The sequence below is a fragment of the Gimesia chilikensis genome (genome assembly GCF_007744075.1).
Taxonomy (GTDB): Bacteria; Planctomycetota; Planctomycetia; order Planctomycetales; family Planctomycetaceae; genus Gimesia; species Gimesia chilikensis_A.
This window is the reverse complement of record NZ_CP036266.1, coordinates 3,258,316-3,282,575: the sequence shown is the minus strand read 5'-3', so window position 1 is coordinate 3,282,575 and position 24,260 is coordinate 3,258,316. Positions and strand designations below refer to the sequence as shown.

Below are 24,260 nucleotides of genomic sequence, written 5' to 3'. Positions count from 1 at the left end.
AAGCGGTCATCAAGGACGCCGCAGCTCGTAGTAGCGACTCAACACGCGGACCCGATAAATCTGGTAAGCCGTGATCATTCCCAGGATCGCCAGCACCATTGCATAGATGACGGGATACTGCCATAACTCAACCAGCTCCGATCGAGCCAGTACCAGGACAGCAAACGAGAGCAGTGAAAGCACCGTGGTAAACAGCACGAGCCTGACGTAAAAGAACAGTCCTGATGAAACAATGAGCATCGGATACCCAATCAACAGAATCCCGATCGGCGCATCGGCGAGCACCAGCAGTCCCGTCAGCAGCGCAACATCCGCCGCAGACCAGAAGTAACGCACCCGTTTTTTGTTTGGAAAGTGATCCAGACCAAACTGAAAGAACACCACCAGTGCGCCCCACAAACCAAACAGCGACATGATCCGCAGGTGGTAATTCAAATCAACGCCCTGCGTAGAATACACGGTCTGAATAATTCCGACTGCCAGCAGGATTGCGGAGAGCCGCGACACCAGTGCCGGCTTGCGGCGGAACCAGCGCTGGAACTTCTGAATCATGCCCGCAGGTTGTGCCTGTAGAGGTTCTCCAGCAATGAACCGTTCGAGATCCGCCGCCAGTTCGCGGGCCGACTGGTAGCGTAATGCGGGATCCTTCTCGAGACACTTCAGGCAGACCAGTTCCAGACTACGGGGAATGTTTCTGTTATGCGAATGGGGGAGTGCAGGTTCCCCTTCAATCACCGCCACCAGCGAATCGAGCGGACTGCTGTGTTTGAACGGAGATACGCCCGTCAAAAGTTCATACAGAATAATACCCAGACAGAAGATATCACTCCGCGTGGAAATCTGATCCAGTTGCCCCGCGGCCTGTTCGGGTGACATGTAGCCCGGAGTCCCCACGATCATGCCCGTCTGTGTGCGGGCATCGGTCCCTGAGCCTCCCGGCAGTCCATCGTAGAGTTTCGCCAGACCAAAATCGGTGACGTAAGCCTGGCCCGCTTCATCGATCAGAATGTTCGACGGTTTCAAATCGCGGTGAATGATCTCTTTGGAATGCAGATACTCGACCGCCTCGGCAACCTGCTGCATGAGTGAGGCGACCTCGTAATAATTATCCGGTGCCACCTGGGAAAGCGGGCGAAAATCGGGACTCGCCAGTGAGCCTCCGCCAATAAAGTCCATGGTGAAATAATGCTGCCCCAGATGCTGGCCCACTTCGTGAATCGCGACAATATTCGCATGCTGCAGACGACCGGCGGCCTGGGCTTCCAGGTAGAACCGTCGGACCTCGTCTTCGGATGCAAACTGATTACTGAGGATCGTTTTCAACGCCACGACCCGATTCAGATCCTTCTGACGTGCCTTATAGACGATGCCCATCCCGCCGCGTCCCAGCTCCTCCAGCAGTTCATAATTGCCGAACTCCCGCGCGAGCAGGGGGGGCGCCTGTCGGGATGCGTGGGGAGAAACTGGCAACGTCGCATCATCGGGCCCCAGCTCAACCGATTCGGGATCACTGTCTGACTGAGGCGCGAGACGCTCCAGGGAATCCAGACAGGCCATCAGTGGTTTTAACTCGGGATTGACTGCACGCAGACTCTGACAGCTGGCATCATCCTGACGCTGCAGGAAGTCCAGATACTGGTTCAGTACTTCCACCTGCTCAGATTGCTCATTCGACTCGTCGGTCACGGGCTGCAGTCTTTCTTAAATCTTCAATTTTCAGTCGAATTATCCGGTCGCAAGGGCCGCTTCAAACCTGTTCCAGCAGTTCCTGCAGTTGATTCAGTGCCCTCAACCAGAGCATCTGTACGGCACCGGGACTCCTCTGCATCCGCTCGGCAACCTCTTTGAACGGCAGCCGCTGCAGATTGCGAAGCATAATCACTTCCTGGTAGTCAGGGGGGAGCTGACTGACCGCGTCAGCAACCTGAATCTCCTGTTCCCGGTTCAACAGGATCCGGCTCGGCGTATCCGCCTGGTCCGGCAACTCCCACTTCATCTGACCAGAGGCTTCTGGTTGCTGACCAGCGCGATCAATGGAAAACTCACGTTTCACATCACGCTTGGCGGCTCCCTGGTAACGCCGGGCGAAGTCCAGCGTGTTATGATTTAAAATACCCCGCAGCCAGCCCAGCCATTCCGCCTCGGTCTCTCCCTCGAAACGGGAAAGCCCCTGGTGCGCTTCGAGCAGCGTCTGCTGCACCAGGTCGGAGGCATCGAACTTGGTACGCATCCAGCCTTCAATCTGAGCCCGGGCGACCAGCGAGATATAAGCGCGGCATTTTTCCAGCAGTTCATTTTCGGCACCGCGATCGCCGGCACGCGTACGCTGAATCAGCTCTTCAAATTGTGACTGAGGCATGACGGACCACCGGAATCAGAATGCATTCTCACAGCTGTGAACTCCCGATCCATCAGGTTAATCTGTCGCAGTCAGTGATTCAACGCTTTTTGTACTTGCTGCTGGCCTCTTTGAGCAGTTCCCGCTCCTGATCCGTCAGACTGGCTTCACCTTCGCGGCTGATTTTTTCCAGAATGGCGTCTACCCGCTCATCCAGGCTCGCTTTGCTCAAACGGGTATCGGGCTCGGAATAGACTTTGAGTTTGCTTTTACGGACCGACCGGTTGGACTGGAAGCGATCCCACTTCCGCAGCAGGCCACTCGACAGATTCCAGCCGTAATATTTGTAGGCCACCCCAAAGGCAGCGCCTCCCAGGTGAGCAAAGTGGGCAACGCCATCACTGCGGGGATTCACAAAGCCAAACAGATCGACGACCGCATACAGCACCGCCAGCCAGCGAAGCTCGATCGGCAGGATGAAAAACAGCAGCACGGTCATCTTGGGGTAGTACATGGCCGTCAGAAAGACCACCGCCATCACACCCCCCGAAGCACCAATCACAGGGTTGGGACTGATGGCGACATGACACAATCCGCTGATCACGATGCTGACCAGATAGAAGACCAGAAACTCACGCGAGCCGACCACCGGTTCCACCATGCGTCCAAACATCCAGAGGATGAACATGTTGAAAAAGATATGGCCCAGGGTCTGCGTGGAATGGCAGAATCCATAAGTCAACAGCCGCCAGATCTGGAAACCAGGGAACAGGCTGCCTCGGTCCAGTGCCAGGAAGTTAATCACGGGAGAAGAACCCCGACCTTCCGAAGTCGCCACTTCCAGCAGGAAGACAACCACATTCGCAATGATCAGGTACTTGATCGCCCAGCCACCGGATGACATGTTGAAAGAGCGGTAATTTCCCTCACTCTCGTGTCGCAGGTAATCCCGACTCTCGATCCCCATCGCCTAACGTATCCTTAGTCTGTCAGTTCCTGGCCAGAGGCGTTATGTGCAACGCTCTGTCATCCGTGTCCGTGCCGTCCGTGATTTTGAGCTATTGAGCAGAGACTTCAGAAAGCTTTTCGCCGGTTGGTTGTTTCTGTTCGCCGTACCCTTCGTTGTGCTGGGGCAACTGTCGGGCCAGCTTGCTGACGTCTTCAATCAGTTTCTGCTGTTCCTGGTAGACTTTCAGCAAATCGCGCCGCAACCGATCGGTTTCCTGAAATTCCTCGTTCCGCTCCTGCTCTTCTTCTTCCAGACCAGCAACCAGCCCCTTGCGCAATTCAACGGGCAGGTTCTCTCCCTGGGGAGCATTGTCGGAACCGATCAACTCGCTGACGCGTGCATCCAGACGCTTCTGGGCAGAAGCCAGCAGGCGGTTGAGGTCTTCGATTCGATCCTGTTTTCTTTCGAGCTGCTGTTTGCGCTCAACCAGTTGATCCCGCAGAGTTCGCAGGGTAGTGATGTAGTTAGGGGGCACCAGAGCTCGCAGACGCCAGGTACCGTTCTGCCATTTTGCTGCTTCACCACCTTCGGGTGGTGTCACTTTCTGCAGGAGTGCACGATTCGCTTCCAGGGCGGTCACACGGAACGCACCGACATAAGCGACTCCCCCCGGTTGACCGGGAGCTGCCTGAAATGCGAAGACGACCGGTTTGGCCTCTTCAGCATTCTGAGTTGAGCCGAGCCCGTTATTACTGCCGATCGCCACCTGAATCTCACCCGTCTGCTGATTGGAGACAGTCACTGCAGCATCCCAGTAACGATCCCAGCCCAGCATGACCCGGGTCAGTCGCTTGCGGAGATCTGCGCTCTCTTCGGATTTCGCTTTGATTTCTGCTTCGTTTTTGGCAATCTGAGTGCTGTTCTTCTCCACTGCCTGCAACCAGCTGCTGCGGACGGCAAGAACCTTGGCTGTCAGTGGTACCGCGACAATCGCTGCCAACACGACAAGCCAGGCGAAGACTACTCCGGATTTATGCATCGTTTTAAACCTTGATCGAATTCTACGAAACCGGCGGTTTCGTGTGGTGCGTTCGAATTCCTGTAATGAATGTCTGTCTTCTATCTTGGGTTTCAGACAAAAACTGATGAGCCCTTGTCTGTTACATCGTCTATCCTGACCATTGGAACCGAAGATAAATCGTTCGGTATCAATTATTCACGCGTATCCCGGACAGATCAATTGTGGGGATCAGGAAAGCTGCGAAAAACCGGACGGGACTTTTATTTAATGATAAGTCCCATAACAAATCAGGGTCAAGCAGAAACCGTAATTATACACTTTTCGCCGGGTGATAACCGCTAAAACCCCTATAAGCGAACTCCTGAAAAGAGCAGCGTGAGCGTCCCCTCGCATTCTCCGGTTCCGACGGGACGGCGTTTCCAGAGCCGCTTCTGATTGATTTCCCGAACTTTCTTGCTGCAGATTCCGTGCATTTTCCCGCTCAATGGCTTATAAAACATCCTATTCTATCATCAGAGGTGTATTGAAGTCCTGAATTGTACTGACCTTGCAGCGGTCTGTTTTAATACGTTCCGCCGCCCCCGGGATTGGGGGACAGAGCAGTCGTTCAGCAGGTTTTCAGTCGCTGCGAACCTTTTCAGACTTGAACCGTCTTTTTATTTATCAGGGAAGCCGACCATGTCCACTGTCACAGTAAAACGATCCGATCTGAAAAGCGGGGAAGTATTATGCAGTTACTGCACGGCACGCTGCTGTCGCTATTTTGCACTACCCATCGAAACGCCGACCACCTGGGAAGATTACGATCACATGCGGTGGTACATCATGCACGGGCACAGTGCCATTTTCGTCGATGAGGATGTCTGGTTCCTGATGGTCTATGGAGACTGCAAATACATTCTCCCGGATTACCGTTGTGGGAACTATGAAGACCGTCCCCAGATCTGTCGGACTTACACCACCGACGACTGCGAATACGACAACGACGGCACCTACGACCGCCTGTTTGAGACTCCGGAACAGATCTGGGAATACGCCCACGCCGTTCTGCCTCCGAAGAAAAAGAAACGCAAAGGGAAGTCCAAAATCAAAACCGAGAACCTTCCCGTCGTGCATGTGTAGCACGCGTTCCGTCTCAAACGAAACCAATCCTTAAACTCTCCAGTCAACAGCGATCCGCGAGGATCACAGCCGGTACGATACTGTGAATAAACCATTAATTACCCCACGTACGCTCAAAGGGTTCCGCGACTATCTCCCCTCAGCCATGATTCCCCGCGAACAGCTGATCGAGACAGCCAAGTCCGTCTATCGCAGCTATGGCTTCAGCCCGATTGACACACCGGCTCTGGAATACACCGAAGTCCTGACCGGCAAAGGGGGAGAAGAATCGGACAAGCAGATGTTCCGTTTCGAACAGGGGAACCGCGACGTTGCCATGCGGTTCGACCTGACAGTTCCTTTCGCCCGTTTCTCCGCGCAGAACATCAACGAGCTCGGCACCCCGTTCAAACGCTATCACGTCGGCACCGTCTGGCGGGGAGAGAATCCGCAAAAAGGACGCTACCGCGAATTCGTCCAGTGCGATTTCGATACCATCGGTACCAAGTCCAATGCCGCGGACATCGAAACGCTGTTCATCATTCACGATCTGATGCTGAAGATCGGCTTCACCGATTTCAAAATCCGCATTAATAATCGCATGATTCTCAATGGACTGCTGCAGTTGCACAACCTGGAATCGCAGTCGGCAGCCGTCCTGCGCGCCCTCGATAAGCTGGCCAAAAGCAGCCCGGAAGCCGTCATTCAGGAAATGCAGGAGCAGGGGGGACTGACTCAACAGCAGGCCGAACAGATTCTGGCACTAATGACCGCTCAGGGAACGACTGCAGAAATTCTGGACTCACTCGAATCACAGCTCAAAGGAAACGAGCGTGGTACGCAGGGCGTACTCAATCTTCGTGAACTGTTTACCGCAGTAGAGCGGGCGGGGATTCCTGCCGAACGGGTGGTACTGGATACGTCCATTGCCCGTGGCCTCGATTACTATACCGGCACGATTTATGAAACCTTCCTTGATCAGATGCCCGGGATCGGCAGTGTCTGTTCGGGGGGACGCTACGATAACCTCGCTGAGCTGTTTACCACTCAGGAACTGCCCGGCGTCGGTGCCAGCCTCGGACTGGACCGTCTGCTCGCCGCGATGCAGGAACTGAATCTGCTAAGCGAGGTTTCTACTCCCGCACCGATTCTGGTGACACAAATGGACGCCGCTTTCACCCCCGAATACCTGCGTCTGGGCCGTGATCTGCGTCAGGCGGGCTTGAATGTGGAAGTCTATCCGGATACCAAGGCGATCAAGAAACAGTTCAAATATGCCAACCGTCACGGCTTCAAAATCGTCATCGTGGCTGGCTCAGACGAATTCGAAAACCAGCTCTGGCAGGTCAAGGACATGCAGGCCGGTACGCAAACCGCCGTCAAAGAAGAAGAACTGCTGGACGTGATCCAGAAAATCCTCGCCTGAACCCCTTCATTCTGAAAACAGACTGATCTATAGATATTTACAGTACCACCAGTCATTGGTACCATTTGATCAGTAACCAGATCGTTTTCAGATGAGGATCAGCATGGTCATTCGCAGGAATCACTACGAATCCGCCTTTGAGGATTACCTCCGCTCCCAGAAAATTCCGTACGTCGCCGTGGATGAAAAACGCCGGGCACTGGCCCAGGAGGCGTCAATCAAATCACTGGACTTTATCGTCTATTCATCGCAGGGGCCCAACCTGCTGATTGACGTCAAGGGACGCACCGAGATCTTTGACGCCCCCACGCGTAGTCGTCGCTGGGAAAGTTGGGCCACCCGAGAGGATATCAGGGGGCTCTTCCAGTGGCAGGAACTGTTCGGAGAAGGCTTTATCTCCAGTCTGGTCTTTGCCTATCAGCTGCCCCCCGACTCAATTTCCAACAACCTGGAGAAGGTATATGAATTTAAAGAGAATCTGTACGCATTCTACCTGGTTCCGGTCGACGCCTATCAGGACAAAATGAAACCTCGTTCCGACAGCTGGCAGACCGTTTATCTGCATCAGCAGGATTTCCAGCAGCTCCGACAACCTGTAGAAACGCTTATCCAGGGCTCAGAACCCGCAGAATTAACCGGGGAAAATAGAGAGGAATGCGGTTTTCCAGATGCAGATTCGACTTCAGGCTGATACAATCAGGCGACCGACAGACACTTTTACCAGACTCTCAGAATGACGTTATGAACATACGCACGCGATTCACATCCCGCCTCTTTTCCGCTCTGACCGCCTTTGCCTGTACGACGCTGTTTTCAGTGACGACCGTCCTGGCCCAGGAGGAGGAACGCAAGGGGGGAGCGATCGTCCAGTCTCAGACCTCGATCGTGGAATACCTGATCGTAGCGGCCCTGATTGGAGCCGCTCTGTTCGCCGTCTGTCGCACCAGCCATCGCGTCTGATCACTCTTCGATTTCATTCACACTCAGCCCTCACGTTTTCATGCGACCACTGTCTACAGTATCTGAGCCTGAGCCCCGCAGGGTCGTCATCACGGGCATCGGACTGATCACCCCGTACGCCGTTGGCCGGGAAGCTTCCTGGCAGGGAATCTGCTCCGGCGTTTCTGCGATCCAGCCGTTGGATGCCTTATCCCAGCAACTGAAGCGTCCCTTGGCAGGGGGAATCATTCCCGACCCCAGTCTCTCCAGTGCTTCGTTAAGCAGCTCGACTCCCCTGCAGACTGAGCCCTCTCTAACCCTCGCACTGCAGGCAGGCACCGAAGCATTTGAGGATGCCGGCCTGGACTTGAACCACCTCAACCGGGAGACCACCGGGTGTGTCATCGGATCCAGTAAAGGGGGCATGGCCAGTTTCGCACAACTGGCCGCGCTCTCACACCAGGATGCATCTGTTGCAGAGCAGGTTCCCCCGGATCTCTGGCTGCAGTGTTTCGCGGGCGCAGCCAGTCACTCCTTCGCCGCCCACTTTAACCTCCAGGCCGCAGCCCTGACCCCGGTCTCAGCCTGCGCTACCGGCTTCTCAAGCATCATGCGCGGCGCCGAACTGATTCAGGATGGAGTCTGTGACACGGTTCTCGCGGGCAGTACTGATGCCTCACTCCTGCCCGCCGTTCTGGCCTCGTTTCATCGCATGGGTGTGCTGGCATCGCAGTTCGATCACCCATCACAAGCTTGCCGTCCCTATGATGTCAGACGTAACGGCTTTGTCGTCGGAGAAGGGGCCGGCATCCTGGTACTCGAGTCACTGGAGCAGGCACAGAAACGTAACGTGACTCCCTATGCAGAATGGCTGACCGGAGGCCTCGGCGCGGATTCCACACATTTGATGCAGTTCGATCCCCGGGCAGAGAGCCTGTCACACCTGATTAACGTCACACTGGATCGGGCCGGAGTGGCTCACGAGGAAGTCGACTATGTCAATCTCCACGGCACCGGAACTCAAATCAACGATGTCTATGAAACGCATGCTTTACAGAAAGCATTCGGCCCCCACTCCGCTGCACTTGCCTGTTCCAGCCTGAAAGGGGGCATGGGACATCTCCTCGGAGCAGCAGGGAGCGTAGAACTGGCGCTGACGCTGCTCGCCATGCGGGACGGAATCGTTCCCCCCACACTGAACCTGGAAAATCCCGATCCAGAGTGCCCACTCAATTACACACCCCAGGTTGCAGCATCACGGGAAATCAGTACGGCCCTCAAACTCTCTTTTGGATTTGGAGGCCACCTGTCAGCCGGCCTGGTCCGTAAATGGGACAGCGACCGATAATCTCTCGTAGCTACAGAGTTACTGTTTGAAACGAGCCGATTTCAAAAACGCTTCGAACTCAGGCTCTGCTTTCAGCAGCTGTTCCCGAGGACCAGTCAGCTTGAGGTAAAAATCACGAGGACTGCGGGGGATTGCCACGCCAATCATCCGCATGCCCGCTTCCGCTGTCCCGTTCAGAGCCGGTCCGGTATCAAAGGTACCACGAAGATCGAGCCAGATCGCTTCCACGTCATCTACGCGGACAGTCTTCTCAAGCGGCTCTTCACCCGGAGGTAACTGGAACTGCCCTCGCCAGCGCTGCAGGTTGGCCTCTATGCCACCGCCGACCGAAGAGAGAGTGAGCTTTACATCCGGTCCCGCTTTGGGAATCTGAAAGCTGGCTGAGATCATCCCCTGTTGTGCTGGAGACAACGGGATCTGCTGCCAGCCGACGGGCACGTCGAACTGAATCCCGTCAAAGACTTTTTCGCCGGCCTCAGAGTGTGAAGCGTCAGTCGCAGCACTTTGAGCAGAACTGAGGGGAGCCGCTTCGGGAACAGGCAGATCGGCAGGAGCATCAGATTCACCAGAACCACAGCCCGACAGGCCAGGGAACAGGCAAACCAGGAAGACGATGTGCTTCCAGAGATTCTGAGGTAGGACAGCTGACATGAAAGACTCCCGCATGAAGACAGAATAAGGTGATGCACTCATCCTAATCATTCAGCGAAAGTCAGTCCATCAACTGACCGTCAGTTCCAGCTGCTCAGCAGATTCCAGATTGTATTTCTGCGAGAGCTGAGTAATTTCATCACGGATCTCAAAATAAGCGTCGATCACGGCAGCATCCCACTGGATCCCTTTCCCTTCACGGAAAATCGCTTCGAGTCGCTCCAGAGGCATGCCGTTGCGGTAGGGACGATCACTGCCCATCGCATCATAGGCATCCGCGACAGCAATAATCCGCGCCATCAGCGGAATATCGTCTCCGGTCAAACCATCGGGATAACCCCGGCCGTCGATCTGCTCATGGTGATTACGGATCCCCGGCAGAATGTTTTTGAGCTTTTTGATACCAGAGAGAATCTTGTATCCGATCATCGGATGTTTCTGAATCTGGAGGAATTCCTCATCGGTCAAACGGCCTTCCTTGCGGAGGATGCGGTCATCCACGCCGATTTTCCCGATGTCGTGCAACAGACCGGAGAGATAGATATCGTGGATGAATTCTCCCGTATAACCCAGTTGTTTCGCCAGTTGCTGTGCGATCAGGGCCACGCGCTCGCTATGACCGCGTGTGTAAGGATCTTTCGCATCCAGAGTGGAGATGAACGATTTCACAAAGCTGAGCATCAGCTCTTCCTGTTGCGCATACAGGTCGATGTTACGCAGGTGCGTTCCCAGGAATGAAGCCACCGAATTCAACAGACTGGCCTGAATCGTGCCATACTCTTCGCTCTTGAGAAGATTACAGCTCAGAATCCATCCGTAAGAATGAGAGCCATCAGTAATCGGCACCAGCACCAGATTATGCAGATCCGGAAATTCCAGCGAGAGCAGGGAACTGTCCACGTGATTGATCACCAGAGGCTGATTGAAGTCAAACCCATCAAACTGTGCGACCAGCCGAGCCAGTTTGAGTTCATCAAATTCAGTCTGGCTCTCAGACATGAATCGGGACGTGTGTCCCTGTCCTTCGAACCAGATAATATTTGTTTCCGCTTCGATCAGATTGCCGATCCGCTCCAGACAGAGCTCTCCCAGCTTCTCGGGACTTTCAGAAATCTTCAAATGCTGCGCCACTTCGTGCAGCAGGCTGATTTCTTCAAACGTCTCATCCAGACATTCGGACAGATTATCGACTTCCTCGTTCAATTCATCCAGCTGCTGTTCTTCATCCAGATGCATGATGGCCAGACTCAGCAGGGCATGCAGCGATTTCACATCCAGTATCCGCTGCCCTTCGAGCCAGGTATCCAGTTCCTCGGAAGACCAGTTCCTCTCCACAGCTGACATTACCATTTCCGTCAGTTTGCGTTTCTCTTTCTGAAACACAAAACCGGCGGCAACATATTTGTGTTCGCTATCCTCGAAGAGGGGAAACAGATAATGGGTCAACCCGTTTGTATTCTCGACCAGGGTCAGTCCCTGAATCTCACCGAGCTGGTTTAAGACGTCGATCGGAAAAAAGGGCAGGGAGCGCGTGTGAGTCCGCCCGACCAGCCTTTGAACCCTGGCGTCGAAACAGAACATTGACAGGCCCGTCAATTCTGAAATGCGCTGCATGCGATCGTTGGACAATTCCACCTTGGTATCCTGATGGATTTCCAGATCCCATGCGCCACCACACTTGCTGAAGTTGGACAGTTTCTTGAATGAATCAATTGTTCCCGAGACCATAAGTCATTTTCCTGCTTTCTAGAGGAGTTATTCCCTATAGAAAGTTAGTTCGCAGACGAATGGCCGCAAATCAGATTTGAAATCAGGACCTGTATTTGTGTCACTTTTCAGGAAACTGCAGTTTTCGCCCCGAAAACTGCAGTTTACACCGCAAATATCGGCAAACGCAGGTTCTAGTGAACAAATTCAAGGTTTTCTGAAGTTAACTTCGTCAACAACCAGATATCAAACTGGATATAAAGAGTAACGGGTCCTTTACTCTGGTTGTATCGCCTTGTTTTCATGACAGTTAGGAACAATCCAGCATGAATCCCCGTCTTTCTGCCAGGGAGAGACGCATCTCATTCCTGTTCACCACCAGACGGAGCTGACTGAAGTAAAACAACATCAGTTAAGCACGATGCTGCGGATTCTGCCAGATGTGTGCATTGTCAGGCCAGACCAGCAAAATGATTCACCAGTTAAGTAAATTTCGGTGATTTTCGGTGGAAAGTGAAAATGAAACACCGTTTGAGTGCAAATCCGCCTGATTCTAGGGGTCGGAATTGCTCTTGCGATAGCGGGCACTCACCTGATTTAACTGCTGACGCTCCTTGGGGGTTAAGGAATCCAGACCGAATTCATGAACCTTATTCAGCAGGAGATCCAGCTGCTTTTCTGCATCCCGTTCTTTTTCACGTTCCCGCATCCGTTTCTGCAGTTTTCGTTTCTCCCGCCACTTCTGGAAGAAACCAACTTTCTGCTCTGAAGGTTCCGGACTCGAACGTTCCAGGCTGGTATAGCCTTGTGAGAAATCGTAGCCGAAAATGGAATCGTCGAAGGCTTCCTCTCGATGGCCGGCAGCAAATTCCAGCAGGTTCAGCATTAACAGCAACGCTCCGAAAAAGACCACCCAGACGGTATGGGTGCAGAGGCCAATCACCATTCCCAGCCCCCCGACCAGAAAACTGACGTTCAGCATCACCATATGCAGCACAGTTTCATCAAAGCGGCGGGAGAGGATGATCTGCAGCACTTTACCACCATCCAGGGGAAGTACCGGAATCAGGTTTACCAGCAGCAGGAGCCAGTTGATGCTGAACACCATCAAAAGCATTGCCTGCCCCAGATTGTTACTCAGATCGACAGTCGGAAGCTTGATCGGGTTGAGCGATTCTGACATCTGTCCGGACCAGATTACAGCCGGCAGCGTAATCGCACATAACAGCAGATTCACCAGCGGCCCGCCCAGAACGGTGACGATGCGTGAGGCATCAGTACGGGCAGGGCTGCAGGGTACCAGGCCTCCCAGGGGCCAGAGCATGATCTGATCGGCTTCGCCTCCCATCATCCGACAGGCAACCACGTGCCCCATTTCATGCAGGAAGACGCTGATGAACAGAACGCCGAATAAAGCAAATCCCAGTCCCAGAGAGTAATGTGACCAGAAGACGAGCAGGACGACCGGCAGAAAAATGCTGACACGCACCTGAGTCAAAAACCAGGATCCAATGGGAAATGACCAGTGCAAAGGATTCGATCGACTCATCTTACCATGACCTGTTGCAGAGAATCACAAACGTCCTTCAGCTAATGCTGAGCTCAGAATGACCGGGTACGTAGAACGGTAGAGCAGGGAAACTCCTGTTTCCACTCCACATGTTATATACATCAGGAAATCTCCTGACAATTCCACTCCCTTTTTCTGTAACGAAATCATACTCAATTCACAGGTTCAAAGCATCCCCAAAAGTTTTTTCTCACCGATTCGGTTCGCAATCTGAGTCTGAATTTCCCACTCGGCATCGCCTGCCTGATGAATACAGTCTGTGGAAATTGCCAGAACTCCTGTGACCTCATCGTCCTCGATGACGGGTATCGCATATGATTGTTGTGCTCCGAACTTGACCAGCCACTCGGAAGACCCTGGTAATCCTGACTCCGTACTGCTCAGAGTTCCAATCGCAGGCTGACGATCCAGCACCGCCTTGACGATGCCTAACCCTTTATTTTCCAGTGAAACTTCTTTCGTCAGAGCGGCAAAATCCTGTTGCACCTGCAGATTCATTTCCGGTACTGCACGAAAGCCTACCTGCAGCAGATTCCCGTCGGCACACCGCCAGAGACCAGCGGCCCGCCCCTTCAGCTGGGCCAGCAGCAGATCCAGCACACCGGAAACAGAATTCTGTTCACGTAATTCCTGTTCCAGCTGAGTGACAACCTGCTCGACCTGTAAATCCATGATTCTCTGTCCCGTTCCTGAAGTGGTAGTGGTGTGTTATGTTCGAATGACTGTGGATCGCAGCGCTGCTTTTGCGTTAACAGTCTCTGTCAGAAGTTTTTCTCATTTCTGAAGATCCGACATTCATCGGCGTTCATTGAATATTCCTTGAAGAGGAGGTTATTCAATGTATACAATGATACTTAGCTTTCTGTTTTCTAAACAGTTAACTATGATTCCTTTCTGATCACAATCCAACTGTTGCGTTTTGATTTTTCCTTTCTGAAGACTTTCGGATTACGTAACAGGTGAGACATGGACATTGATTAACCACCAGAATATATCGGACGATTGAAATATGGATTTGCCAACCTGCCCGTCCTGTGGGGCATCAGTACTTGATGAAGACGTCACCGAGTGCCCGTCCTGCGGCGCTCCCATGAAGTCCTCAGGTAAAACCAGCAGCCCCTCTCCCAAAGACAAACCCGCACCTGCTAAATCCGCTGCAACTCAGCAGCCCGTCAAACGTCGAGGCCGGGAAACGGTTTCCGATGACGATCCGTTTGAACTGGAACGGAAAAAACAGGAAGCCGTCAAGGTGATCCCACTGGCACGCAAACCTGCCAAGGGAAAGATGTTCCGTGTCGTCTGCCCCATGTGCGACACCCAGGGATTTGCCTCTGAGAAAGTCGTCGGACGCGAGGTAAAATGTCGAAACCCGGAGTGTCTGGCCCCCGTCTTCACCGTCCCCAACCCTGATGCGCAGGAACGCAAATCCACCGAGGAAGAAAAGCCCAAGGAAAAGAAGCCCTCGAAACTGCCGCTGATCGGTGCCATCGTAGTTTCTGCGGGAGCCATTGGTGGTGCCTACTGGTATTTCACTCAGGTTCCAGATGCTTCCGAACTGTCCCAGCCATTTAAAAACCCGGCCATTTCCGAGGCTAAGAATAAAAATTTCAGCAACAATCAGGATGAAAAAGAACGAAACCCCCTGGCGCAAAACCCGCTGAATCCGCCAGAACAGACAACTCAGAACCAGCAGACGTCCGTTGATCCGGCCAAAGTGAAACAGAATGCACTGGAGGAAATTGTTAATCTTTCTCGCGACCGCGGGAATCGCAGCAAACCTTTCAGTCGGCGACTGGCAGCCGAAGCTTATGCAGTTACCAGAAACATTCCTGCCGCCCGCGAACAGATGGAGCGGATTGACGCCGTCAGTCCACCACTGCCATTTTATAAAATCTTCCCCCTGATCGAAATTGGCTGGATTCAGCTTAAGGAGAAAGATCAGGCCGGTCTCAAAGAGACGCTGGATCAGACTATTGAACTCTCCCAGAAGATCCCCGATTACGGCGGAAGGGATACCTTAGACCTGATCTCCCGCCTGGCTGCCTTCTGGATTGCCGCCGGAAAAGAAGACCTGGCTACCGATCTCATCCGCAAATACCAGGCGGAAAGCAATCTGGCACAACTCTCGGCTTACCTGCAGATCGCCCAGGAAGCCAATCACCATGATTTTGAATCCCTGATTGACCTGCACCGCATGTGGGCTTCTCCCCAGTGGGTAGCAACCACCATGATTCTCGTCACTCACGGTTATCCGGAAGCCGCCCTGAACTGGGCAGCCATGGCCTCCGACTCTGCTGACCGGACGGAAGCAGTAACTCAATGGTCACTCTCCCGGCTCGAGCAGGCCGTCAAACAACAGCGGAAACCCGATTTAAGCCTGGTCCAGCCAGCGGAGCAGAAGCTCTCCCCCACAGGCAACGCCATGATGCTGGCCCGCTGTGCGCGGGAACTGGTCGGCCTGAATCAGAAAGAGGCCGCACAGGCCTTTGTCGACCGGGCCATCAGCCTGATCAAGGATCAACCCGTTCCGACTCCTATTACTCTGGGAGACCTCAAAGAAGTGAACTCCATGCGACTGCCTCAGGCTGCTCCTCTGGAACAACTGGCTCAGACCTATCTGCAGATCGCCTGTGCCGAGTCAGAGCTAGGTAAGAAAGCAGAAGCACTGCAATACCTCAAAAATGCAGTCCAGAGCATTCAGGCCACTGCCCCCAGCCTCGCTGCAGTCAAAGAAAAATCGAACGCAACGACGAATTTCAATTTCCGGGACGAGATCAAAGACACCTTTAACCTGGACACCTCCGATCGCATCAACCGGGCCATTACCGAATACAACAAACAACTCCGCAGCCTGAAAGCCGCCGGTGAACAACGGTCCGAAAAACTTATCGCACTTCTGGCCCAGGCATCCCGCTCAGGCCTGGCTCCGGAAGTCTGGAATCTGGTGCAGGCTGCCTCACAAAATTCAAATATTAACCTCAAAGATGCCCTGCAGGAAACGACCCTGCCAGCCGTGATTCTGGAATCTGTCGGCTCACAGAACGAAGATCTGAAATCACAGATCAGTAAAGCCCTGACCAGCAGTGCCCCCAAACTTTCCAAAGAGGATGAGCTGCTCCGTCAGACCGCTTCCCTGATTAAGAACGGGAAACCAGAGCAGGCGGCTCACCTGATCAACCAGTCTGACCTGAAGAAACCCTGGAAGGGGCAACTCTCCCTCAAACTGTTATCTCGACTCCTGAATCAGTCTCAATTCAGTCAGGCTGTGCAGTTTGTGACTGCGACTAAAGATCCGGTGCTCCGTGAGGATATGCTGAATACAATTGGTGCAGTCGCTGTCGAACAGAAACAGATCCCGGCTGTCAGCAAAATGCTCCAGGGCAGTAACTACACGCCCACCGAACGAATCTCAGGCTACCTGGGACTGGTCACAGGAATTGAGACTGCTCGTAGTTCACAACCCGAAACGCCTCCCGCCAAAGAGCCAGAGAAAAAGTTGTAATCACAGCTGAGGACGACCCCTGATCAAACAGAGGGGATACACCGGCGATATCGCGGACTGCCCGACTCCCAGCCAGAGAAGGGCACCTCCGCTGCTGGACTGGTCAGTCCCGTTAAGACTGAATCAAAGTCGCCTGAAAACTCAAAGGCTGGGGAATCTTAGCGATTCTGCGATGGCGTCGGCTTCAGTTCGGAAATTTTTGGGTTTGTTTCTGAACATCCTTCATATTTTCACAGAGCACCGCCGAATTTCTATTGTGGACCCTCTAGTCCATCCGGACCCTGACAATACACACGTACACATTGTATTTCTTATCCCAGATTCGCCTGGTCTACCCGACAGAGAAATCTTCGATTTCGGACTTTAGCTATTTCTTCAACCAGAGTTCCCTATTCATTACCATTGGTATAAACTAACATTTGCTACCAGCCTGTGTTGAATCGGGATGACAGTTACTGTCGGTCCCTGCAGAAGATGCAGGCAAATCAGATATCGATCCCCAAGATCCTCAGAAATACATCATGGAGGAAATGTATGAGCCGCATTGCTCATTTTGCTTTGATTCTATTCGTTGCGTTCTCACTCCCGCGCGTCGCAACTGCTCAAGAAAATAAAGCTGCCCCTAATATCTCTCTGGTCCAGATTAATGCCGATGGCATGATTGCGGACCTCAAGTATCTGGTATTAGATCTGGCAGGCGACAAAAAAGGCTGGACCAACCTCGAACAGTTGATCCCGACCTTCCTGGAAGGAATTGATAAACAACGTCCTCTCCGCATCGACATCCTGCTTGGTGAAAATCAGCAGCAGCGCTATCGACTGATCCTCCCCATTAGTGACCTGGGGGAATTCCGCGATAACCTGGAAGTCTTTGAAATCTCTTCCAAGAAACAGCGTAAAGGCCCATACAAACTGGGTAACCTCTTCGAAGGTTTCATGCAGTATCTGCAGGACAAGAAATATGTGATCATCTCTGAAAAACTCGATGAGGTCGAGAACATCGAAGACCCACTCAAGCGGGTCCAGGAACTGATCAAAGCCGAATACGATTTCAGTGCTCTGATCACGAATGAAAAAGAAGGCGTGGATCTGCGGAAGAAATCCATGACCAAAACCCGCGAACAGCTGCAGGCTGCCATCAAGAAAAAGCGGGATGAAACCGACAATGCTTTTGAACTGCGTAAACTCGCTTTTACCCACCAGATGGATGAAGCCGAGCGACTCTTTGCTGAAGCCCAGAAGATGGTCATCGGCTGGACCACAGACGCAGCTCAGAATGAAGGACGTCTCGTTTTCAGCCTGAAAGCAATCGAGGGAACTTCGCTGGATGAAAGCATCAAGCAGTTTGCCACCAAGCCCAGCTACTTCGCCAACGTCGAAGTCAAGCAGGACGGAATCTTAAACGGCCGCATCAATCATCCCCTGGATGAAATGCGCAAAGCCAACATCACCGCATTCTACAGTCTGCTGCTCCCCAGCATTAAAGAGCGGATTGATAGTAACAAAGATTTGACCGACAAGCAGAAAGAAGCCGGCAAAAAAATCTCTGAACTGATCATTCAGATGCTGGATGCAGGCAAAGAGACCTCACTCATCGATGGCTTCATCAATACCAACTCTGCTGACGGCGGCAAATACGCACTGCTCGGAGGCATCCGTTCTACCGATGGTGCCAAGCTGAAGGAAGTTGTTGAACTCCTGCCGTCGCTGATGAAAGGGCAGACCGTTGAAGTGGATGTGGTCAACGAAGAGAACCTGAAGATCCACAAAATCACGATCCGGGAAGAATTCCAGGCCGGGTTTTATGAGCTCTTTGGTGATGGAGAAGCACTCTATGTCGGCAGCACTCCCGAGGCACTCTGGATGGCAGCTGGCCCTGATGCAATTCAGAACATCAAGGATGCTGCTAAGAAGGTCAAAGAGCCTGCTCCGGAAAAAGTCAGTCCCAATGTAATTGAACTGAACGTGAAAACGCTGCCCTGGCTGAAACTGATCAACAAAGTCCGGGACAAAAAAGGCAACGTCGAAATCCGTGAAATGCTGCTCAGCTCGCTCACCGACAAAGACGATACCTTCACCTTTGTTATGAAACGCGAAGGCGATGTCATCGACGGCAAAGCCAAACTCGATAAAGGTATTCTCAAATTCATCGGAAACGTGATTGCCAAGTTCTCGAAAGAGACCCTGTAATTCACAATCGATGACCGATAATACAAAACCCCGCGGAGCCCATTGTCAGCTCTGCGGGGTTTTTCTTTGGATACTCAGTTTTCTTTATAGGGATGCCTGGACATTCACGCGGGCCAGGGTTGATCAGCTGCAGATTGAAATTCAATCGGGAACAGATCAGCCCTGATTACTCCCACTCTTCCATAATCTCTTCCAGCATCTCTTCCTCTGATTTGTCTAGTGAAAGATCACTCAGTTGATCTTCAATGGAAGCACGACCAGCACTCTGTTCTGCAGGGTGAGGCTGCGGAGTACTACTCACGACAGCAGTGACCGAGTTCTGACGGCGTGCTGAATTCGGAGTGTTGGCCACATTTCCGGATCCCGGCTGAGCGAATTTCCTGACCTTATCCAGCAGCTCAGTTTTAGAGAAGCTGGTTTTTATGATGTAGTCGTTCGCACCACCCTGAATTGCAGCGACAACTGTCCCCTTGCTGGCATCTGAGGTCAGCATGATGATTTTTGTCTTGCAAAGGGTAGGGTGTGACCGGAATGCTTTCAGTGTCTGCAAACCATCCCACACCGGCATCTGCACATCGACAATGGCTATGTCCGGTGGATACTCGAGTGCTTTGTAAAAACCTTCCGAGCCATCACTGGCCACGGATACAAAATACTCTCTCCGTAAAAATGAAACCATCAGATTACGAAAGAGCGGGTCGTCATCTATAACTAAAATGCGTGCGTTTGACTTTTCTGATGCTTGTAGCATGAGAGGAACCTACTACTGATAATTGAAATCAATTTTTAAGACTTGCTTGAAGGAACAATCGAATCAAATACTTCATTTAAAACCAGCAGCATCTCCTGAGAACGAAGATTGATTTCAATTTCCCGGGATCTCTGACAGTGCTTTTCCGTTTCCTGTGTTACCTCTTCCGGTTCGATCAATAATTCTGCGTTACTCATGATTTCACTCTCTCCAGGCTGCTGAATACAGATTGTACAAGGCCCATCACATCCGCATCTCCGTGATGCCCGTCGTTAAAAAATAGGTCAACTTTAGCCAGATGACTAGAAATTCTGAGAAAAATGAACAGTCAACTGCGCGCGAAGTCAACCTGTTCCGCTCAGGCTGCATAATCGGAACCGGGCCAGCCTGGCCTCAAAAAGCATTCGGAGAATGAAGAGTTACTTGGAATCGAAGCGGATTGTCCCATCCCAGTCGGCAGGTGCCACTCGATTTGAACGGGCAATCTGCAGTGACAGGAAATCCTGGGCCCGGTCGGAAGCGGGAATTGCGTGGAGCAGACGAAACGATTCTTCCCAGTCGCCTGTAATAAAGCAGTCTACAGCTCGTTCGTAGCAGGCAACTTCCTCTTCTGTCAGGGTTTCCGCCTGCGATTCGGGAGGCAATAGCTCACTGACCAGCACTGATTTCTCCATGCCATAGGGCAGGATCTGAGCAAGTTTGCGAACGCGACCTTCCCGACGATCCAGTTTACTCCGCACGATCTGAGCCGTCGCTTCATCCAGTACAACCGGAACGCGGAGGTGCTTGGTCAAACCTTCCAGGCGGCTGGCCAGATTGACCACCGGACCAAACACGGTCACCTTAACCTGGTCGCTGGTGCCGATTTTACCCGCGACTGCCCGGCCATGGGCAATTCCAATCCCCATTCGAAAATCAGACAGCGGATGTTCGGGTTGCTGACGGATCTGTTCAAAGGCCTGACGAATCGCCAGGGCAGCCCGGCAGGCATCCAGAGGCGCCATATCAGAAGAGAAGGGCCAGCCCCAGAACCCCAGGGCTGCATCTCCCTGAAAATCTCCTGTCACCCCGCCAAAGTCCAGAATATGCGCTGTCATAATTCCCAGCGCCTGACTGACACGCCCCAAGAGACCGATCAGGTCGCCAGAAGAGTCTTCTGCGTGCTGACTGAATCCTCGCAAGTCACAGAACAGCACCGTCACGTCACATTCGCGGGGCTCCAGAATCTCCGTATTCAGATTATCTCCCAATGCAGTCAGGATCGGAGGAGCAAAGAACTGTCGCAGACCGGCCTGTTGACGTTCCAGCTGATTCAAGCGACGGACCGACTTCACGATCGCCGCAACCAGTTCGGTGAATTTCACATCCGCCTGGAGATCGAGACCGCTCCTGCCACCACCCGCCTGATAAGGATGGTCCAGTTCCCCCGCAACATACAGTCCCCATTTTCCCGCGGGACCATCTTCAATCGGCGTACAGAATGCCCAGTCAAACTCAGCGACTGCTGTATAATCATCCTGTTCCGGTTTTTCTTCACGTGCCGCCCAGACGTGAAGCACCGAGCTCCCGCTCTTTTTAACAGCTTCTTTCACCAGACGTCCACTCGGATGAAAGCCCCCCTGGGCCTGGCGTCGACGCTCCCAGAAGGGAACTTCGACCCGGTCATCCTCATTGAGCCGCACGACAGCCACCGCGTCAGCATGCTTGACCCCCGACAGCAGCATCGTCACCAGACGATGAAACAGGTCTGCATCATTCCGAGCATCTAAAATCAGTTCTGGCAGATGCGCGAGTACGTCGATTCTCTGATCGGCATCTCGATACTTTACTTTTAGAAGTTCATGAGGCTTGAATGTCACCTCTTCCAGCGGGGATTCACGAGGTGAAGTAAAACTGGAAACAGAGTCAACCAGCTGGAATGTAGTAGAGCCGATAACAAACGAGTTACCCGGTTCGAGCTGAAACTCGGTCTGCCCGGAACCCGATAGGAAGATTTCGTTTTCTGCTTCCTCAATCTTACTGACGTGCACCTGTTTGGACTGCACCTGCAAGCGGGCATGCCGCCGCGAAATACGGTCATCCCAGGGAACCGAAATGTCGGCAGTGGAAGCACGCCCTAACACCAGTTCCTGTCCCGGCTCCAGTCCGATGCGACTGGAATCCTGGGAACGGGCTCCATAGATCAAAAGTTCCAACAAAAATCTGCTCCCTGCTTGTGAGGATCTCCCCGCGAGTCGATGAGGGTTCGCCTCAAATCGTCAATTCGAAACCGTTGTCTCCGTATCCGATTTCTTTTCCGACTGGTGACGAGACCAGTCCCAGCCGCGCCGCTCAGTCAAAACCCGCATTACGAAATACCATACCGTAAAGATCAGCAGGCAACTCGTGACGAGCACAATCAACCCGTACTCAATCAACCAGCGTTTCATCTCGACAACCGGCCGCAACGCCAGCCCCCGTCGTTCCTGAACGACAGCCGTCCATCCAGTATTTCCCACCGGTGCGAAAGCAGCCAGCCAGAGATTATCCTGAGGATCATCGGAAAAGACCGCCTCTACCGGATCATGATAATCGCTGATCACTGCTGGCAACGGTCCCCGATTTTCCTTCTTCTCTGTCAGTTTAAATAACTTCAGCTGATCGAAATGCTCACCTTTGAGTACCAGCTGGTCGACCTCTTCCCGGCTCAGGGGCCGCAGGTTTTCAGCGGTCATACGGGGATGAGCCAGCACCTTTCCATCCCGGTTATCAATCAGTGCAATTTTCCGGTCACCGATTTTCTCAGAATCGCCGCGAATGCTTTCATCATAACCTGTGAGCAACTGATCCAGGTGGGTCGTGCGGCCCAGAATCCCCAATACTCTCTCATGTTGCAAATCCCAGATCGGAACTACCACCGCCACCATCCATTGATTAGAGGCATCACTTTTAAAGACCTGGCAGATATATGGACGCTGAATCGGCTCCACGGAATCAGGTGCATGGCCTTTCTCATATTCGGTCCCGTGACCATGAAAGTAGTCCCGGTGAGAGAAGTCCTGCCCGATGGTCGGACGGGGTGGGTCACGCCAGACCTGAATCCCTTTCGCATCCGTTAAAAACCAGCTGGCGTCTTTTTCCCGCTGCAGAGATTCCCGCTTCTCATCGACCAGATCTTTCTCGTGTTGCAGGTATTCCGCAATTTCGCCGTAGCTCTCCAGGCTCTCGGATTCGTCATCCTGTGGATCCTGTACTCTTTCCATCATATCACGCAGCAGAGTTCGCTCAGATAATTCTACCAGCTGTACCTGACGATCCTGAAGATCGTGCTCCACGTTTTGTGACAACAGGTTGGCTGAGATCAGATCTCCCTTCAACGCCCGCGCTGTCAGGTTTTCACGAAACTGAGAGACCATCTGATTCACCGCAGCCCCCGCCACCGGAATCACCCCCAGCACCAGCAATAAAGGTCCGATGATTCCCAGTGCAATTAAAGGCCGACGGGCACGATACTGCTCACGCTGGACAAGACTGCTCAAAACGGCCTGCGCATTAGGAAATCGATTGCGGGGATCTGTTTCCAGACATCGATCGATAATATCGATCAGACGACGGTCGATCCCCTTGACTTTGCGATGTTCCGCAGGGCGGGGGGCTTTGCGAATCAATTCCCGGTAGGCTTCGAGTTTCTCTTCCAGTGTCTCCAACTGGCGAATGGCCTGCTCATTCTCAGGCGTCCGGTAAGGCGCCTTGCCGGACAGCATGTGATAGAGCAATGCTCCCAGGGCATAGACGTCCCAGCGGGCATCGGGAACCGCCTGCAGATCTGCCTGTTCGGGAGCCATGTAATAAAGCGTCCCCAGGGAAGGGCTCTGTTCGTCAGACAGACGGGACTGCCCGAAATCGCAAATTCGGGGCTCATAATTATCATCCAGCAGAACATTCGCCGGCTTCAGGTCGCAGTGCAGAATCCCTCTCCCATGCGCATGAACGAGTGCCTGTAATACAGTTTTGGCGATGCGGACGGCCTCAGGAACCGGCAATGGTCCTGCATCCAGAAACGATGCCAGTGATCCGTTTTCCAGGTACTCCATCATGTAGTAGGGGGGATCACTGTTCCAGCCCACTCCCTGCAGACTGATAATATTCCGCGAGGTATAAAGCTCTGCCAGTTTTTCGACTTCCCGGTTCAGCAGCGACCAGTCCAGGCCCCGGCGATACGTATAGAACTTGATCGCCACATACTTCCCGGTATTTTCTTCCTGTGCCAGCCAGACCGATCCATAGGATCCTTCCCCTAGAGAACGAACCATCAGATAACCGGGGACCTTCGCAGGCAGTGACAGTCGATCTTTACTCAGATGGGCCGCCTGCTCACGCTCAGCGGGGCTCTGCCTCAGTGTTTTTTGCAGTGAATCATCCAGGTCCCCTGCAGGTGCCTGCACATTTTGGCTCTCCAGGCTGGAATCGCCGGGGGAGCCTGCCTGATCTTTTGATTCTGGATCATTCATACAAAAGTTTTCGAAAAAAGGGGGGGCTTCCGGACAGCAATCCGAGTCAGAAAACGGGGCAAAAAACAGCCGATCTGCGTTTATCTATTCTATGCAATGTCCATGTTCTCCTCAATGATGAATTTGAGAACGTAACTTATTGAAAATCAAGGTTTTTCACCCTGGTCAGACCTTAAAATTCAGGGGCATTGTCAGTTGTGATATCGGGCGAATCCAGCTACAATTTGTAACAGGTTGAGACGCATGAATTCTGCGGGTTTCGGCTCGTTTTTCAACC

Annotated in this window: 20 protein-coding genes; 7 read left to right on the top strand and 13 right to left on the bottom strand. The window is 52.9% G+C overall.

Annotation, left to right across the window (positions count from 1 at the left end; translation table 11 throughout):
* Positions 1-9 precede the first annotated feature (9 nt).
* The 5 genes from HG66A1_RS12435 to HG66A1_RS31975 all read right to left on the bottom strand — a co-directional run bounded on the left by HG66A1_RS12435 (position 10) and on the right by HG66A1_RS31975 (position 4,808).
* On the bottom strand, positions 10-1,686 hold the full coding sequence (locus HG66A1_RS12435; protein WP_145184066.1) for a serine/threonine-protein kinase: 1,677 nt from the start codon (positions 1,684-1,686) through the stop codon (positions 10-12).
* Between the two features lie 61 nt (positions 1,687-1,747).
* Entirely contained in the window at positions 1,748-2,359 is a 612-nt protein-coding gene (locus HG66A1_RS12430; protein ID WP_145184064.1) for a sigma-70 family RNA polymerase sigma factor, read from the bottom strand.
* Between the two features lie 79 nt (positions 2,360-2,438).
* Positions 2,439-3,305, bottom strand: coding sequence for a rhomboid family intramembrane serine protease (locus HG66A1_RS12425; protein WP_145040256.1), 867 nt, complete (start codon positions 3,303-3,305; stop codon positions 2,439-2,441).
* 91 nt (positions 3,306-3,396) lie between these two features.
* Positions 3,397-4,326 (bottom strand): hypothetical protein, encoded by a 930-nt coding sequence (locus tag HG66A1_RS12420; protein WP_145184061.1) that lies wholly within the window; start codon positions 4,324-4,326, stop codon positions 3,397-3,399.
* Positions 4,327-4,655: 329 nt separating this feature from the next.
* Positions 4,656-4,808 carry a hypothetical protein gene (locus HG66A1_RS31975; RefSeq protein WP_197997118.1) on the bottom strand — a complete coding sequence of 51 codons (153 nt, stop codon included), beginning with the start codon at positions 4,806-4,808 and terminating at the stop codon, positions 4,656-4,658.
* A gap of 178 nt (positions 4,809-4,986) precedes the next feature.
* Between HG66A1_RS31975 and HG66A1_RS12415 the strand changes: the two genes are divergently transcribed.
* The 5 genes from HG66A1_RS12415 to HG66A1_RS12395 all read left to right on the top strand — a co-directional run bounded on the left by HG66A1_RS12415 (position 4,987) and on the right by HG66A1_RS12395 (position 9,122).
* Entirely contained in the window at positions 4,987-5,430 is a 444-nt protein-coding gene (locus HG66A1_RS12415) for a YkgJ family cysteine cluster protein (protein WP_145040252.1), read from the top strand.
* Positions 5,431-5,512: 82 nt separating this feature from the next.
* A complete protein-coding gene (gene hisS, locus HG66A1_RS12410) occupies positions 5,513-6,835 on the top strand; it encodes a histidine--tRNA ligase (RefSeq protein ID WP_232106814.1) in 1,323 nt (440 codons plus the stop codon).
* A 103-nt stretch (positions 6,836-6,938) separates the two neighbouring features.
* Positions 6,939-7,526: an HYExAFE family protein gene (locus tag HG66A1_RS12405; protein ID WP_145184053.1), complete on the top strand. Its 588-nt coding sequence runs from the start codon at positions 6,939-6,941 to the stop codon at positions 7,524-7,526.
* A gap of 50 nt (positions 7,527-7,576) precedes the next feature.
* Positions 7,577-7,795 carry a hypothetical protein gene (locus HG66A1_RS12400; protein WP_145184050.1) on the top strand — a complete coding sequence of 73 codons (219 nt, stop codon included), beginning with the start codon at positions 7,577-7,579 and terminating at the stop codon, positions 7,793-7,795.
* 40 nt (positions 7,796-7,835) lie between these two features.
* Positions 7,836-9,122, top strand: coding sequence for a beta-ketoacyl-[acyl-carrier-protein] synthase family protein (locus HG66A1_RS12395; RefSeq protein ID WP_145184047.1), 1,287 nt, complete (start codon positions 7,836-7,838; stop codon positions 9,120-9,122).
* 18 nt (positions 9,123-9,140) lie between these two features.
* Here HG66A1_RS12395 and HG66A1_RS12390 read toward each other — a convergent pair whose 3' ends face one another.
* The 4 genes from HG66A1_RS12390 to HG66A1_RS12375 form a co-directional block, all read right to left on the bottom strand.
* The gene (locus tag HG66A1_RS12390; RefSeq protein WP_145184044.1) at positions 9,141-9,773 is read right to left on the bottom strand and encodes a hypothetical protein; all 633 of its coding nucleotides are present in this window, start codon (positions 9,771-9,773) and stop codon (positions 9,141-9,143) included.
* Positions 9,774-9,842: 69 nt separating this feature from the next.
* The gene (locus tag HG66A1_RS12385) at positions 9,843-11,501 is read right to left on the bottom strand and encodes an HD-GYP domain-containing protein (RefSeq protein WP_145184041.1); all 1,659 of its coding nucleotides are present in this window, start codon (positions 11,499-11,501) and stop codon (positions 9,843-9,845) included.
* A 532-nt stretch (positions 11,502-12,033) separates the two neighbouring features.
* Positions 12,034-13,029, bottom strand: coding sequence for a M50 family metallopeptidase (locus HG66A1_RS12380; RefSeq protein ID WP_145040238.1), 996 nt, complete (start codon positions 13,027-13,029; stop codon positions 12,034-12,036).
* A gap of 186 nt (positions 13,030-13,215) precedes the next feature.
* The gene (locus HG66A1_RS12375; protein WP_145184039.1) at positions 13,216-13,722 is read right to left on the bottom strand and encodes a hypothetical protein; all 507 of its coding nucleotides are present in this window, start codon (positions 13,720-13,722) and stop codon (positions 13,216-13,218) included.
* 337 nt (positions 13,723-14,059) lie between these two features.
* On the opposite strand from HG66A1_RS12375, the gene HG66A1_RS12370 reads away from it, so the two are divergent.
* On the top strand, positions 14,060-16,552 hold the full coding sequence (locus HG66A1_RS12370; RefSeq protein WP_145184036.1) for a zinc ribbon domain-containing protein: 2,493 nt from the start codon (positions 14,060-14,062) through the stop codon (positions 16,550-16,552).
* 534 nt (positions 16,553-17,086) lie between these two features.
* Positions 17,087-18,742 (top strand): hypothetical protein, encoded by a 1,656-nt coding sequence (locus HG66A1_RS12365; RefSeq protein WP_145184033.1) that lies wholly within the window; start codon positions 17,087-17,089, stop codon positions 18,740-18,742.
* Positions 18,743-18,908: 166 nt separating this feature from the next.
* On the opposite strand, the gene HG66A1_RS12360 is transcribed toward HG66A1_RS12365, so the two are convergent.
* The 4 genes from HG66A1_RS12360 to HG66A1_RS12350 all read right to left on the bottom strand — a co-directional run bounded on the left by HG66A1_RS12360 (position 18,909) and on the right by HG66A1_RS12350 (position 23,983).
* Positions 18,909-19,493: a PleD family two-component system response regulator gene (locus HG66A1_RS12360; protein WP_145184031.1), complete on the bottom strand. Its 585-nt coding sequence runs from the start codon at positions 19,491-19,493 to the stop codon at positions 18,909-18,911.
* Between the two features lie 35 nt (positions 19,494-19,528).
* Complete coding sequence (locus tag HG66A1_RS31970; RefSeq protein ID WP_187782273.1) at positions 19,529-19,690, bottom strand: hypothetical protein; 162 nt, start codon at positions 19,688-19,690, stop codon at positions 19,529-19,531.
* 222 nt (positions 19,691-19,912) lie between these two features.
* Entirely contained in the window at positions 19,913-21,691 is a 1,779-nt protein-coding gene (locus HG66A1_RS12355) for an adenylate/guanylate cyclase domain-containing protein (RefSeq protein ID WP_232106813.1), read from the bottom strand.
* Positions 21,692-21,751: 60 nt separating this feature from the next.
* Positions 21,752-23,983: a serine/threonine protein kinase gene (locus tag HG66A1_RS12350; protein WP_145184028.1), complete on the bottom strand. Its 2,232-nt coding sequence runs from the start codon at positions 23,981-23,983 to the stop codon at positions 21,752-21,754.
* Between the last annotated feature and the right edge of the window lie 277 nt (positions 23,984-24,260).